Source organism: Curtobacterium sp. GC_Cur_3 (assembly GCF_026544205.1).
Lineage (GTDB): Bacteria > Actinomycetota > Actinomycetes > Actinomycetales > Microbacteriaceae > Curtobacterium.
In genome coordinates this window covers 1-12,662 of record NZ_JALNUI010000032.1, presented here as the reverse complement: position 1 = coordinate 12,662, position 12,662 = coordinate 1, and the positions used below count along the sequence as shown (strand labels likewise).

Here is a 12,662-nt window from a genome sequence, read left to right as displayed (position 1 = left end):
GGCGGAGATGGGTGCACTCGGGGCTCGACTGGCCGCGGTGCTGCGCGCCGGGGACCTCGTCGTGCTGACGGGGCCGCTCGGTGCCGGCAAGACCACGCTGACCCGGGGCCTCGGAGCGGCGCTCGGCGCCCGGGGCCAGGTGTCGAGCCCGACGTTCGTGCTCGCCCGGACCCACCCCACGACGGCCGGGCCGGACCTGGTGCACGTCGACGCCTACCGTCTGAGCGACCCGGTCGAGCTCGACGACCTCGACCTCGACTGGGACGGTGCGATCGTCGTCGTCGAGTGGGGTCGCGGCATGGTCGACGGGATCAGCGACGCCGTGCTCGACGTCGAGATCACCCGCGCGACCGGTGCCGACGCCGGTGCGGCAGCCGATGACCTCGACCCGGATGACGTCCCCGACGAACCGCGCCGTGTCGTCGTGACCGCGACCGGCACCCGCTGGGACGGCGTCAGCCTCTAGGCGTCCGGCGGCAGGACGACGCGGTTCTGGTAGGCCCAGACCACGGCCTGCAGGCGCGACCGGACTCCGAGCTTCGGCAGGATCCGCGCGACGTGGGACTTCACCGTGGACAGCTCGACGACGAGCTCCGCCGCGATGTCCTCGTTCGACAGCCCCTGCGCCAGGAGCAGCAGCACGTCGTGCTCCCGGGCGGTGAGCAGGTCGTCCGCCCGCGCCCCGGTCACCGGCTGCAGTTGCCGACGTTCGACGAACTCGCGGAGCACACGCTTGGTCAGCTGGTGGTCGAGCGTGCCGTTGCCCGCTGCGACCTGGCGGACGGCGCCGATGATCGTGTCCGGGTCGGCGTCCTTGAGCAGGAACCCGGACGCGCCGGCCTCGAGGGCGCCGAAGACGGTGGAGTCGAGGTCGAACGTGGTGAGCATCAGCGCGGGCACGGCGGGGTCGGCATCGGGGCCGCACAGCGCGCGTGCGACCTCGATGCCGTCCAGGCCGGGCATCCGGATGTCCAGGCACGCCACGTCCGGGCGCGTGCTCCTCGCCAGCGCCAGCGCTTCGATGCCGTCCGACGCGACACCGACGACCTCGATGTCCTCCTCGGCGCCGAGCAGCGCCGAGATGCCGGCACGGACGAGGGCCTGGTCGTCGGCGACGAGCACGCGGATCACCGGGAGGACCCCTCGCGCGGGAGCACCAGGCGGACGTCCCAGCCGCCGTCCGCAGCGGGTCCGACACTCACGGTGGCTCCGACGAGTTCCGCTCGCTCGCGCATGCCGAGCAACCCGAACCCGCCCGCCGAGGACCGCGCGACCGGCGCCGCCGACGGCGGGTCGTTGTGGACGGCGACCGTGACCTGCTCTGCTGACCGGTCGTCGACCTGGACGGAGCACGCGGTGCCAGGAGCGTGCATGGCGGCGTTGGCCAGGGCCTCCTGGACGGTGCGGTACGCGGCCAGCTGTGCGAGTGGGCCGACCCCGGCGCCGAACGGTCCGTCGTCGGAGCCCTGCGGGCGGAGGACCGAGAAGCCGACGTCGCCCGGTGTCCGCGCGACCAGTTCGGGCAGCGTGACGAACGTCTCGACGGAGCGTTCGGCGGCAGCGGACTCGTCTCGGAGCAGCCCGACGAGTCGGCGCAGGTCGTCGAGCACCGCGCTGCTCTGGTCGCGCACCTGGCGGACGCCGGCGTGGGCCTGCTCCGGGTCGGTGTCGATCTGTCGGTCGACGACGCCGGCCATCAGGGCGATGCCGGACAGGTGGTGCGCGGCGATGTCGTGGAGTTCACGGGCCATCGCGGCGCGTTCGCGAGCGAGGGTGGCGTCGACCATGGCCTCGCGTTCGCCGACCAGGGCACGCTGTTCGTCGCGGCGAGCGGTGCCGACCTCGCGGCGGGACCGGACGACGAGGGCGGCGAGCAGGGGGAGGGCGACGACGCCGACCGCCTGCAGGAGTCCCTGGCCGACCGCGGCGGCCAGCCGCGCGCCGAAGACGATGTCCGTGCTGATCGTGACGCCGGTCGCCACCAGCGCTGCCGCGGCCGCCAGGGCCGGCCAGCGCCGGAGCGGCGGGACGGTGAGCACGAGGAGCACGACGGCGACCCCGACGGGGAGGGCGCTGAGGCCGTACAGGGCACCCGCGACCGCCGCGGGGACGACGGCCAGTGCCGCCGTGGCGACGAGGACGGACCCCGGCAGGCGACGAACGGGCAGGAGCGCGGCGGACTGCACGAGCAGCACGACGAGGAGCAGCCACCAGCCGCCGGAACCCACGTCCGTGCCGAGGGGGACGCCGAGCGAGGAGCCGTCGGGGTCGGCGGCGTCGATCGCGGGCAGGGAGAGCAGGAGCCCGATCGAGACCACTGCGGTCACGGCGGCGACGACGACGTCACGGCGACGGATGGACACGTCGGCGCTCGTCCGGGCGTCAGCGGTGGCCATGAGCCGAGTCTACGAAGCGCTGGTCGGAGCCGTGCACGACGGTGTCGCCACGGTCACCGGTGCTGGTCCCGTCGAGCTCGCCGGTGTAGCCGAGTCGTCCGCGGGTGCCGATGATGATCGCCAGGGCAGCGACCGTGGCCCCGATGAAGAGCACGAGCACGCCGCGGTCACCGTCGATGCCCGGGTACATGTCGGTCCAGAGCACGGAGACGGTGTTGTTCACGCCGACGTGCAGGAGCATCGACAGCGGCAGGCTCTGCCCCGTGCGGTTGAACACCCACGCCATCACGACGTTGAAGGTGATCGTGAAGCCGGCGAAGACCAGCGGCGCGGTCCAGTGCGCGTCGGGCCATCCGCCCCAGTCGCTGAGGAAGAGCGGCATGTGCCACAGCGCCCAGAGCGGACCGAGGACGGCGGCGGCACCGAGCGGGCCGAAGCGGCGCTGGAGGCGGGGGAGCGCGAAGTCACGCCAGCCCGGCTCCTCGGACAGGCCGGTCGTCACCATCTGCAGCGCGAGCGCTGGGACGATCGTGGCGAGTGCCAGCAGCGACGGCGGGTGGATGACCCCGCCGGACGCGATCGCACCGGCGGCCACCACCACGAGCGGCACCGCGACGAGCGCGAGCACGTACCACTGCCACGCGACCCGCCACTTCCAGAGCCGGCCGACCCAGGTGCGGAGTCCGGCGCGGCCGTCGGTGACCGCGGTGACCAGGAACGCGGCGCCGAGCGGGCCGAGGAGCGCACCGGGCAGGACACCGGCGAGCTGCGCCGAGCCGAGCATCTCCGGCACGTGGAAGTCCCACACGCCGAGGCCGTGCGGGGACAGGATGTACGGGAGCCATGCGAGCCAGCTCAGGCCGCACGCGAGGACCGCGAACGCGACGAGCGGGTGGCGCCTGATGAGGTTCGGGGCACCCCCCGTGTCGGGCGTCGCCCTGGTCGGGGTGATGGTGGTCATGGTGTCCTCCGTGTCGATCCGCAACCGTCGATCGGTCACACCACGACGCTAGGAAGCGCCGTCGCCTGGGACGACCGGAGGAAGGAGGAGGTCTTGGACATCGTCCGAAAGGAGGAGGCGTGGCCCGTATGCTTCGGCGGTGGACTCGACACTGCCCTCGGGGACGACACGACGCCGTGTCGAACTCCGGATCACCCGCCCGCTGCTGACGTGGTTCGCCCGTCCGACCGTCACGGTCAACGGCGTCGGTCAGCCCGCCCAGTGGGGCGTCGGTACCTGGGCGGTGCCGGACGGCGACACCGAGATCGGCGTCTACTGCTACAACCGCGCGTGGCGGTTCGGGGCCGCGAGCATCACCGTCGCCCCCGCTGACCAGGGGTACGAGTACCGCGCCGGCGTGCTGCCCGTGGGACCCGGCACGCTCCGTCCACAGCCTGCGGCCTAGACGCCGACGGGGCTGCCGAGCCGCCTACGATGGACGGGTGCTGCTCGCGATCGACACCTCCGCCGGGACCTCCGTCGCCGTCGTCGACCCCGCGAGCCGTCGGGTCCTCGCCGAGCGCTCGACGGAGGACACCCGCCGGCACGCCGAGGTCATCGGCCCCTTCCTCGCCGATGCCCTCGACTCCGCCGGCATCACGCCGGCTGACGTCACGGGCGTCGTCGCGGGCATGGGCCCCGGCCCCTTCACCGGACTGCGCGTCGGCATCGCCGCCGCCCGCACGTTCGCGGCCGCGCGAGCCGTCCCGTTCCTGCCGCTCGTCAGCCACGACGCGGTCGCGGCGGACGTCGCCGCGACTGACCTCGCAGACGCCGGCCCGTTCGTCGTCCTGACGGACGCACGCCGACGCGAGGTGTACTGGAGCGTCCACGACCAGGCCGGCACGCGCACCGCGGGGCCTGGACTCGCCAAGCCGGCCGACCTGGACGACGTGCTGGGAGCCTCCAGGGCGCTCCGGCGGATCACCGCGGCCACCGTCCCCGCCGGGAGGCTCGGGGTGCTCGCCGCGGACCGGCTCGCCTCCGGTGCGCCCTTCGCCGAGGACACCCCCCTCTACCTCCGCGAGCCCGACGTGACCGTCCCGGGCGCTCCGAAGCGGGTCGCACGGTGACGCTGCCCGACGGGCTGCGCCTGCGGCGCGCTCATCCTCAGGACCTCGACGACGTGATGTGGCTCGAGCACGCCTCGTTCCCGACGGACGCCTGGTCGGCCTCGCAGATGTCCGGCGAGCTGTACTCGCCGCACGGGTACTACGTCGTCGTCGAGACCACCGGCGAGGGTGCGCCGACGGTCGTCGGGTACGCGGGGCTCTCCTCGTTGCCCGGCAACCCCGTGGCCGACGTGCAGACCATCGCCGTGTCAGCGGAGCACCGCGGGCAGGGCATCGGCCGGACGCTGTTCACCGAGCTCCTCGACGAGGCCAGGCGTCGTGGCGTGCACGAGGTCTTCCTCGAGGTCCGCGCCGACAATCCCGTCGCCCAGGCCATGTACACCGGGTTCGGGTTCGAGCAGATCGCCGTCCGCCCCCGCTACTACCAGCCGGACGGGGTCGACGCCTGGGTGATGCGCGCGGAGCTGCCGCCGGTGTCGACCACACCGCCGCGGACCGGGCCCGGCCCGATCGGACAGGAGACCCTCGATGCGTGAACCCCTGGTGCTCGGCATCGAGACCTCGTGCGACGAGACGGGCGTCGGCATCGTCCGCGGCACCACCCTGCTCGCGAACGTCATCGCGTCGAGCATGGACGAGCACGCGCGCTACGGCGGCGTCGTGCCCGAGGTCGCCGCACGCGCGCACCTCGAGGCGATGACGCCCACGCTCACCCAGGCGCTCGCCGAGGCCGGTGTCACCCTCGACGAGCTCGACGCCGTCGCGGTCACCGCAGGCCCGGGGCTCGCCGGCGCGCTCATGGTCGGGGTCGGGGCGGCGAAGGCGCTCGCCGTGGCCACCGGCAAGCCGCTCTACGGCGTCAACCACCTGGTCGGCCACGTCGGGGCGGACGTCCTGCGTACGGACGGCAGCGAGATCGAACTCCCGACCGTGGCGCTGCTGGTGTCCGGCGGGCACACGTCGCTGCTCCTCGTGCGGGACCTGGTCGGCGACGTCGAGCTCCTCGGCGAGACCATCGACGACGCCGCGGGCGAAGCGTTCGACAAGGTCGCACGACTCCTGGGGCTGCCGTACCCGGGCGGGCCGCAGATCGACCGCGCCGCTGCCGACGGCGACCCGACCGCCATCCGGTTCCCCCGCGGGCTGACCCTGCCGAAGGACATGGCCGCGCACCGGTACGACTTCTCCTTCTCCGGGCTGAAGACCGCCGTCGCGCGCTGGGTGGAGCGCTGCCGCGACGAGGGCCGTGAGGTCCCCGTCGCCGACGTCGCCGCCAGCTTCCGCGAGGCCGTGGTCGACGTGCTGCTGACCAAGGCCCTGAACGCCTGCCGGGACACCGGCGTCGACCGGCTCCTCCTCGGTGGTGGCGTCGTTGCGAACGCCCGCCTGCGCGCCGTGGCCGAGGCCCGCTGCGCCGAGGCCGGCGTCGCGCTCCGCATCCCCCCGCTCGACCTGTGCACCGACAACGGCGCCATGATCGCGGCCGTGGGGGCGCGGCTCGTCGCCGAGGGGCACGCACCGAGCGACCTCGGGATCGCGGCGGACTCCACGCTGCCGGTGACGACCGTCCAGGTCTGAGCACCGGCCTCAGCCGCTGTTCCGCCCCTGTTCCGCCCCGAACAGGGCTGGGTCGGCGGGTCCACGCCTGTGGCAGGCTTGCAGGCGACGGCCGCACGGGTCGTCGGGAGGGGTGCATCGTGTCCGATCAGAACCAGTGGCCGAAGCCGGGCGAGCAGCGGCCGGACGGACAGCAGCCGGACGCGTCGGCCCCAGCACCCGGATCCGCGGCCGAGCCCGGTGGGTACGGGCAGGACGCCCCGCGGCAGCAGGACCCCTACCGGCAGCCGGGCCAGCCCCAGGCGAACCCGTACCAGCAGCCCGGGCAGTACGGCCAGGGCGGTCAGGGGCAGTACGGCCAGAGCCAGCAGCAGTACGGCCAGCAGCAGCAGTACGGCCAGCAGCCGGGGCAGTACGGGCAGGGCCAGCAGCAGTACGGCCAGGGCCAGTACGGCCAGCAGCCCCAGTACGGCGCCCCGCAGAACCCCTACGCCGCGTCCAACCCGTACGCGGCGTCGAACCCCTACGCCCAGCCCGGTGCCTACGCCACCACCGGCTACCAGCCGTACGGGCAGCGACCGAAGACGAACGTGCTCGCGATCCTGTCGATCATCTTCGGCATCGGCTCGCTGCTGTTCGTGTTCATCTTCGTCGGTCTCGCCACGGGTGTCGCCGGCGCTGTGATGGGCCACATCGCCCTCGGCAAGATCAAGCGGACCGGCGAGAACGGCCGCGGTCTCGCACTCACCGGCATCATCACCGGTTGGGCCGCCGCGCTGTTCACCGTGCTGTGGATCGTGTTCATCGTGCTGATCGGCGCCCACGCCGGCGGTGGGTACACCGACTACGGCGACTACGACTCGGGTGCGTTCATCCGCTGACGACGCTGACGCCGCGGGAGCCGCTGCGTCAGAGCCGCTCGCAGAGCACCGCCGTGTGCCGGCCCTCGAGCCGGGTGAGCACGAGCGTCATCCGGCCCGTCCCACCGCGCAGCCGCAGGCGCTTCCGGAACTCGGCGGGGTCGACGTCGACGCCCCGCTTCTTGATCTCGACGGTGCCCACGCCGTCGGCGGCCAGACGTGCGGCGAGCTTCTTCACGTCGAGCGGCATCGTGTCGAGCACGCGGAACCCCTGCGCGAACGGCGTCGTCACGGCACGGTCGGCGCTGACGTACGCGATGCCCTCGGAGAGCATCCGCCCGTCGAGCTGCCGTGCGAGGTCGCCGATCAACCGCGCGCGGATCACGGCACCGTCGGGCTCGTAGAGGTACTCGCCGAGCGGCCCGGTGTCGACGTCCTCGGTGTCGCCGTCGGCGGTCAGCTCCGCGATGCCGTGCGCCCCGATGACCGTCGCCGCACGCCGGATGCCGGGTCGCGCGAGCGGGCCGAACCACAGGGCGAGCTCCACGACCTCGCGGTCGACGGACGTCCACTGCGCCTCGGCGGTGTCGGGGACCAGGTCGCGGTCGATGCCCGGCCCGAGCTTCACGCCCGTCGGTGTGGTCGTCGCGGCGGCGAACACGGTGTCGAGCGACGGCGACCAGTCGTCGGGATCAGCCAGTCGACGGGTGTTGGTGTGCCCGGTCGTGCGCCGTGCGGGATCCATCCAGACACCGTCGACCCGGGACAGGTCGAATGCCGCGGCGTCCCCGAGTTCGACGCGGGCGTCCGGCCAGAGCGCGAGGTTGTGCGTCGCGACCGCCGCCGTGACCTCGTCGCGGTCGACCGCCGTGACGTCGAGGTCGAGCGCCGCCATCGCCATCGCGTCCCCGCCGATGCCGCAGCCGAGGTCCGCGACCCGCCGCAGCCCGGCGGCGGCGAAGCGTCCGGCGTGCTGCGCGGCGACGGACAGCCGTGTGGCCTGCTCGAGCCCGGCCTCGGTGAAGAGCATCCGGCTCGCGAAGTCGCCGAACTTGCCCCGTGCCTTCTGGCGGAGCTTCGCCTGCGTCAGCACCGCTGCGACGAGTCCTGGGTCGTGGCCCTCGGCGCGCAGTCGGGACACCACGCGGACGATCTCCCCGCCGTCGGAGACCGCCGGCGTGCGGTCGAGCAGCGCCATGCCGTCCGGGGTCAGCAGCTGAGCGAGTTCGGCAGCGTCCATGAGACGATCCTGTCATCACCAGGAGACCTGGCACTCGGATTGACCGAGTGCCAGCCGCCCCCTACAGTTGGACCTGGCACTCTCGTGCGCGTAGTGCCAACCGGTTTTCATCTGTACCAGTCAGTACCGAGAAAGAAGAGGTCACCGTGGCCGTCACCATCAAGCCGCTCGAAGATCGCATCGTCATCCGTCAGGTCGAGGCGGAGCAGACCACTGCCTCCGGTCTCGTCATCCCGGACACCGCGAAGGAGAAGCCGCAGGAGGGCGAGGTCGTGGCCGTGGGTCCGGGTCGCATCGACGACAACGGCAACCGCGTCCCCCTCGACGTCGCCGTCGGCGACAAGGTCATCTACTCGAAGTACGGCGGAACCGAGGTCAAGTACTCGGGCGAGGACCTGCTGGTCCTCTCCGCCCGCGACGTTCTCGCGGTCATCGAGCACTGAGACAGCTCCACTCCTCGAACGCCCCGTCAGCCCTGCGCTGACGGGGCGTTCGTGCGTTCCGCGGACGGTCCAGGCCGGCCGGGAGGCTCCCCCTGGGTCCGCCACGATGGCCTGCATCCGTAGCATTGGTGCGTGACAGAGCGCGTGGTGCGGAGCGAGGCGTCGGTCGGGGTCCTGCAGGCGGTCATCGCGTACGGGCTCTGGGGACTGATGCCGCTGCTCTTCGTGGCCATGGCACCCGCCAGCGCGTTCGAGATCGTGGCCTGGCGGATCGTCGTCGGACTGGTCTTCTGCCTGGTCGGGATCGCGCTCACCCGGTCGTGGCTCCGGACCAGGTCCCTCATCGCGCAGCGCCGGGTGATGGGCGTGATGGCGATCGCCGCCGTGCTCATCCTCGTGAACTGGACCGTGTACGTCCTCGCGACGACGACGGGCCACACGGTCGAGGCCGCGCTCGGGTACTTCATCAACCCGCTGGTGACGATCGCACTCGGCGTGGTCCTGCTCCACGAGCGGCTGCGTCCGGTGCAGTGGGCAGCGGTCGGGCTCAGCGTCGTGGCCGTGGTGGTGATCGCCGTCGGGTACGGCCAGATGCCGTGGATCTCGCTCGCGTTGGCGTTCTCCTTCGGGCTCTACGGCCTGGTGAAGAAGCGGGTCGGCGGGACGGTCGACGCGCTCAGCGGGCTGACGATCGAGACGATGTGGCTGACGCCGCTCGCGGTCATCGCCCTCGTCGTGCTCGGGGTGACGGGCGTCGCGGGCGGGATCACCTTCGGGTCCGAGGGCTGGGTGCACGTGCTCCTGATGCTCGGTGCCGGTCCAGCCACCGCCGTGCCGCTGCTCCTGTTCGCGTCCTCGGCCCGCCGGCTGTCCCTCTCGACGCTCGGGCTGACGCAGTACCTCACGCCCGTGCTGCAGCTCGTCGTCGGCGTGGTGGTCCAGCACGAGGCGATGTCGGCCTCGCGCTGGATCGGCTTCGGGATCGTCTGGGTCGCCCTGCTGGTCCTGACCACCGACTCCCTGGTGGCCGCGCACCGCGCCCGCCGCACCCTGCTCCCGCGTCAGGCGGCCTGACGGACGTCAGCCGAGCCTCCCGTCCGCCCTGCCGGAACGCGGAACGGCCCCAGGAGCCGAGCTCCCGGGGCCGTTCGGTGATGGTGCGGTGCTACTTCTTGACGGCGCCCTGGATGGCGCTCTGGTAGACGGGCTTGTTGTCGCCGTCGAACTTGTAGATGCCGATGTAGGCGGTGGACGGGTCGTTGTTCGCATCGAACGGACCGATGCCGGACGGGCCCGTGTAGTGGATGTCCTTGCCACCGTCGAGGAGCGTCTTGCAGTCCTTGAACGTGGCGCACTCGGTGCCGCCGTCGACGCCGGAGACCTTGTCCATGTTGGCCTGGATGGTCCCGGAGTCGGTGCCCTTGCCCTTCACCGCTGCGAGGGCGGCGAGGGTCGTGGCGTCGTAGGACTCCGCCGCGTACGAGTAGTCGGCGAGGTCCTTGCCGGAGGACTTCTTGTAGTACTCGGCGAGGCGCTGCTTCAGGTCGTCCTTCGGCGAGGCACCGGGGATGGTGCCCTGCGCGCCCTCGAGGGTGCCCGGGTCGAAGTCCTTCGAGTAGTCGGCCGTGTTGCCGTCCGACATGTAGATCTTCGCCATGTCGGCGTTCTGCGACTTGAGCTCGGGGATGATCGACTTGGTCTCGTCGAACGCCAGCACGACGATCGCGTCCGGCTTGGTCGCGAGCGCGGCGGTCACCTCGGACGAGAACGTGGTCTGTCCGGGCGGGAACTCCTGGCCCTTGCCCTTGCCGCCGTAGACGACCTGGCCACCGGAGGCCTCGACGGCCGCCTGCACGGAGTTGCGCAGGCCGGTGCCGTAGGTGTCGTTGAAGACGAGGAACGCGACCTTGGCGTTGCCGTCACCGGTGACGAGCTGGCCGAGCGCCGAACCTTGCACCGAGTCCGGCGGAGCGGTCCGGTAGTAGTACGACGAGTAGCCCGAGAGGTCGGACGCGGTGTTCGCGGGCGAGATCTCGACGATGCAGTTGCTGGTGAGCTGGTCGACGACGTTCAGCGTCACGGACGAGGACTCGGCGCCGATCGCGACCGGGACCTTCGCGTTGACGAGCTTCGTCGCCGCGGAGCTCGACACGGTCATGTCGGTGCTGTCACCGGAGTCGGTCTGCGGGGAGATGGCGACGTCCTTGTCGAGCACCCCACCAGCGGAGTTGATGTCCTCGACGGCCAGGCCGACACCCGACTCGGCGGGCGGGTTGAGGTAGGCGAGCGATCCGGTGAGGGGCAGGATCGTGCCGATCTTCAGCGCGTCGGTGCCGGGCGACGACGGCGCCTTGCAGCTCGAGGCCGGGTCCTTCTTGGCGGCCGAGGCCGACGAGGACGGGCTGGTGCTGCCGGAGGTGGAGCACGCCGCGAGCAGGACCGCAGCCGCTCCCGCCAGTGCCAGCGCCGTGGTGACGCGGGTGGTTCTGATCATCCGTGGAACCCTTTCTGTGCGCGGAGGCCGTTGCCGCATCGGGTCGAGTGCGGCACCTCCACGTGGGGATGCGAGCAAAAGTAGGGTCTGAGTGTTTCGCCCGTGTGACGGGGTGGTACGGAAAGTGTTTCGTTACGAAGCCGTGACGAAGGCTGTGGGGACGTTCGGGGTCGGGCTGCGGGGCTGAGTGCGCGGTCTGCGCTGGGCGGATGGTCCGGTCTTCGGGCTGGTTGCGCCGGGCGGATGGTCCGGCAGGGCGCCCTGGAGGCTCGGCGTACGTTCCGCAGGCATGAGCGACTACCAGCCCACCAGAGCAATCGTCACCGGTTCCGAATCCGGCATCGGTCGCGCCACCGCCGTCGCGCTCGCCGCAGCGGGGATGGACGTCGGCATCACCTACCTGTCCGAGCCCGACCGTGCGAACGAGACCGCCGAGGAGGTCCGCGCCGCCGGACGCCAGGCCTTCGTCGAGCAGATCGACGTCAGCGACCTCGCGAGCGCCGCAGCCGTGATCGACCGCCTCGTCGAGCAGCTCGGCGGCGTCGACGTGATCGTCGCCGACGCCGGCACCGGCGACAACGCGCCGTTCCTCGAGATGACGCTCGACCAGTGGCGCCACACGGTGTCCACCGACCTGGACGGGGCGTTCGTCACGATCCAGGCCGCCGCTCGCCGGATGGTGGAGCAGGGCACGGGAGGGCGGATCATCGGCATCACGAGCGTGCACGAGCACCAGCCGCGGTATGGGTCGAGCGCATACGACGCCGCGAAGCACGGACTCGGCGGCCTGCTGAAGACCATCGCGATCGAACTCGCCCAGTACGGGATCACGTCGAACGCGGTCGCACCGGGCGAGATCGCCACGCGGATGACCGGCGCCGAGGACGAGGACCCGCAGACGATCTCCCGCCCCGGCGTTCCGCTCGGCCGACCGGGGAACGCGTGGGAGATCGCGGCCGCTGTGGCGTTCCTGGCCTCGCCCGCGTCGTCGTACATCACGGGGGTGTCGCTGCCCGTGGACGGCGGCATGCTGCAGATGGGGCCGCACGGCGGGTCGCACATCACGTCGGACGACTGGCGCTCGGCCTGAGTCCTCGGCGGGCGCTCCGGCGCGTGCTTCGGCGGGTGCTTCGGCGCGTGTCTGGCCGCGTGTCTCGGCGCGTGTGAGTGCGGCTGCCGAGACGCCGGTGTCTCGGTGGGTGCGTGACGCGAGACGCCGGTGTCTCGGTGAGACGCCCCCTCGACCTCGAGACGCCGCAGTTTTCGGAGGTGTCTCGGCAGGGGAGCGGTGTCTCGCGCAGACAGGGGTGTCTCGCGAGCAGGTCCGACGGGCATCCCGGGCGAGCAGCGCCGCGACGCCGGTGGTCGGGCGCGTGGGGCAGCTGAGACGCCGGTGTCTCGGTGAGACGCCCCCTCGACACCGAGACGCCGCAGTTTTCGGCGGCGTCTCGGCAGGGGAGCGGTGTCTCGCGCAGACGGGAGTGTCTCGCGAGCAGGTCCGACGGGCATTCGGGAACACGTGTCGACGAGACAGGGGTGTCTCGCGCGGACAGGGGCGTCTCGCGCAGACGGGGGTGTCTCGCGAGCAGGTCCGACGGG

Annotated in this window: 14 protein-coding genes; 9 read left to right on the top strand and 5 right to left on the bottom strand. The window is 72.0% G+C overall.

Translation table 11 applies throughout. The annotated features are described in order from the left end of the window. Positions 1-7: 7 nt before the first annotated feature. Positions 8-466 (top strand): tRNA (adenosine(37)-N6)-threonylcarbamoyltransferase complex ATPase subunit type 1 TsaE, encoded by a 459-nt coding sequence (gene tsaE, locus OXR63_RS15175; RefSeq protein WP_267424630.1) that lies wholly within the window; start codon positions 8-10, stop codon positions 464-466. On the opposite strand, the gene OXR63_RS15170 is transcribed toward tsaE, so the two are convergent. The 3 genes from OXR63_RS15170 to OXR63_RS15160 are packed head-to-tail and all read right to left on the bottom strand — an operon-like array spanning position 463 to position 3,357. Next, positions 463-1,131: a response regulator gene (locus OXR63_RS15170; RefSeq protein ID WP_267424604.1), complete on the bottom strand. Its 669-nt coding sequence runs from the start codon at positions 1,129-1,131 to the stop codon at positions 463-465. The genes tsaE and OXR63_RS15170 overlap by 4 nt on opposite strands. Continuing rightward, positions 1,128-2,396: a sensor histidine kinase gene (locus OXR63_RS15165; RefSeq protein WP_267424602.1), complete on the bottom strand. Its 1,269-nt coding sequence runs from the start codon at positions 2,394-2,396 to the stop codon at positions 1,128-1,130. The genes OXR63_RS15170 and OXR63_RS15165 overlap by 4 nt, the downstream gene beginning before the upstream one ends. Then, positions 2,383-3,357 carry a CPBP family intramembrane glutamic endopeptidase gene (locus OXR63_RS15160; RefSeq protein ID WP_267424601.1) on the bottom strand — a complete coding sequence of 325 codons (975 nt, stop codon included), beginning with the start codon at positions 3,355-3,357 and terminating at the stop codon, positions 2,383-2,385. The genes OXR63_RS15165 and OXR63_RS15160 overlap by 14 nt, the downstream gene beginning before the upstream one ends. Before the next feature lie 139 nt (positions 3,358-3,496). Between OXR63_RS15160 and OXR63_RS15155 the strand changes: the two genes are divergently transcribed. The 5 genes from OXR63_RS15155 to OXR63_RS18475 all read left to right on the top strand — a co-directional run bounded on the left by OXR63_RS15155 (position 3,497) and on the right by OXR63_RS18475 (position 6,907). After that, entirely contained in the window at positions 3,497-3,802 is a 306-nt protein-coding gene (locus OXR63_RS15155) for a hypothetical protein (RefSeq protein WP_267424600.1), read from the top strand. 37 nt (positions 3,803-3,839) lie between these two features. Next, positions 3,840-4,469: a tRNA (adenosine(37)-N6)-threonylcarbamoyltransferase complex dimerization subunit type 1 TsaB gene (gene tsaB, locus OXR63_RS15150; protein WP_267424599.1), complete on the top strand. Its 630-nt coding sequence runs from the start codon at positions 3,840-3,842 to the stop codon at positions 4,467-4,469. Then, on the top strand, positions 4,466-5,005 hold the full coding sequence (rimI, locus tag OXR63_RS15145; protein ID WP_267424598.1) for a ribosomal protein S18-alanine N-acetyltransferase: 540 nt from the start codon (positions 4,466-4,468) through the stop codon (positions 5,003-5,005). The genes tsaB and rimI overlap by 4 nt, the downstream gene beginning before the upstream one ends. Beyond that, the gene (gene tsaD / locus OXR63_RS15140; protein ID WP_267424597.1) at positions 4,998-6,047 is read left to right on the top strand and encodes a tRNA (adenosine(37)-N6)-threonylcarbamoyltransferase complex transferase subunit TsaD; all 1,050 of its coding nucleotides are present in this window, start codon (positions 4,998-5,000) and stop codon (positions 6,045-6,047) included. Before rimI ends, tsaD begins: the two co-directional genes overlap by 8 nt. A gap of 119 nt (positions 6,048-6,166) precedes the next feature. Beyond that, positions 6,167-6,907, top strand: a complete 741-nt coding sequence (locus tag OXR63_RS18475; RefSeq protein ID WP_267424596.1) for a DUF4190 domain-containing protein — start codon at positions 6,167-6,169, stop codon at positions 6,905-6,907. 28 nt (positions 6,908-6,935) lie between these two features. Here the strand turns inward: OXR63_RS18475 and OXR63_RS15130 are convergent, their stop codons facing one another. Next, positions 6,936-8,126: a class I SAM-dependent methyltransferase gene (locus OXR63_RS15130; protein WP_267424595.1), complete on the bottom strand. Its 1,191-nt coding sequence runs from the start codon at positions 8,124-8,126 to the stop codon at positions 6,936-6,938. Between the two features lie 146 nt (positions 8,127-8,272). On the opposite strand from OXR63_RS15130, the gene groES reads away from it, so the two are divergent. After that, entirely contained in the window at positions 8,273-8,569 is a 297-nt protein-coding gene (groES, locus tag OXR63_RS15125; RefSeq protein WP_056121496.1) for a co-chaperone GroES, read from the top strand. 132 nt (positions 8,570-8,701) lie between these two features. Continuing rightward, positions 8,702-9,643 (top strand): EamA family transporter RarD, encoded by a 942-nt coding sequence (gene rarD / locus OXR63_RS15120; protein ID WP_267424586.1) that lies wholly within the window; start codon positions 8,702-8,704, stop codon positions 9,641-9,643. Positions 9,644-9,734: 91 nt separating this feature from the next. On the opposite strand, the gene OXR63_RS15115 is transcribed toward rarD, so the two are convergent. Beyond that, complete coding sequence (locus tag OXR63_RS15115; protein ID WP_267424585.1) at positions 9,735-11,063, bottom strand: ABC transporter substrate-binding protein; 1,329 nt, start codon at positions 11,061-11,063, stop codon at positions 9,735-9,737. A 289-nt stretch (positions 11,064-11,352) separates the two neighbouring features. On the opposite strand from OXR63_RS15115, the gene OXR63_RS15110 reads away from it, so the two are divergent. Then, positions 11,353-12,153 carry an SDR family oxidoreductase gene (locus tag OXR63_RS15110; protein ID WP_267424584.1) on the top strand — a complete coding sequence of 267 codons (801 nt, stop codon included), beginning with the start codon at positions 11,353-11,355 and terminating at the stop codon, positions 12,151-12,153. Positions 12,154-12,662 lie beyond the last annotated feature (509 nt).

Bases quoted from the DNA above. Each gene is read 5' to 3' on its own strand.
- tsaE (WP_267424630.1), top strand. From the start codon at position 8: ATGGGTGCACTCGGGGCTCGACTGGCCGCGGTGCTGCGCGCCGGGGAC.
- OXR63_RS15160 (WP_267424601.1), bottom strand. From the start codon at position 3,357: ATGACCACCATCACCCCGACCAGGGCGACGCCCGACACGGGGGGTGCC.
- OXR63_RS15130 (WP_267424595.1), bottom strand. From the start codon at position 8,126: ATGGACGCTGCCGAACTCGCTCAGCTGCTGACCCCGGACGGCATGGCG.
- tsaD (WP_267424597.1), top strand. From the start codon at position 4,998: ATGCGTGAACCCCTGGTGCTCGGCATCGAGACCTCGTGCGACGAGACG.
- OXR63_RS15115 (WP_267424585.1), bottom strand. From the start codon at position 11,063: ATGATCAGAACCACCCGCGTCACCACGGCGCTGGCACTGGCGGGAGCG.
- OXR63_RS15165 (WP_267424602.1), bottom strand. From the start codon at position 2,396: ATGGCCACCGCTGACGCCCGGACGAGCGCCGACGTGTCCATCCGTCGC.
- OXR63_RS15110 (WP_267424584.1), top strand. From the start codon at position 11,353: ATGAGCGACTACCAGCCCACCAGAGCAATCGTCACCGGTTCCGAATCC.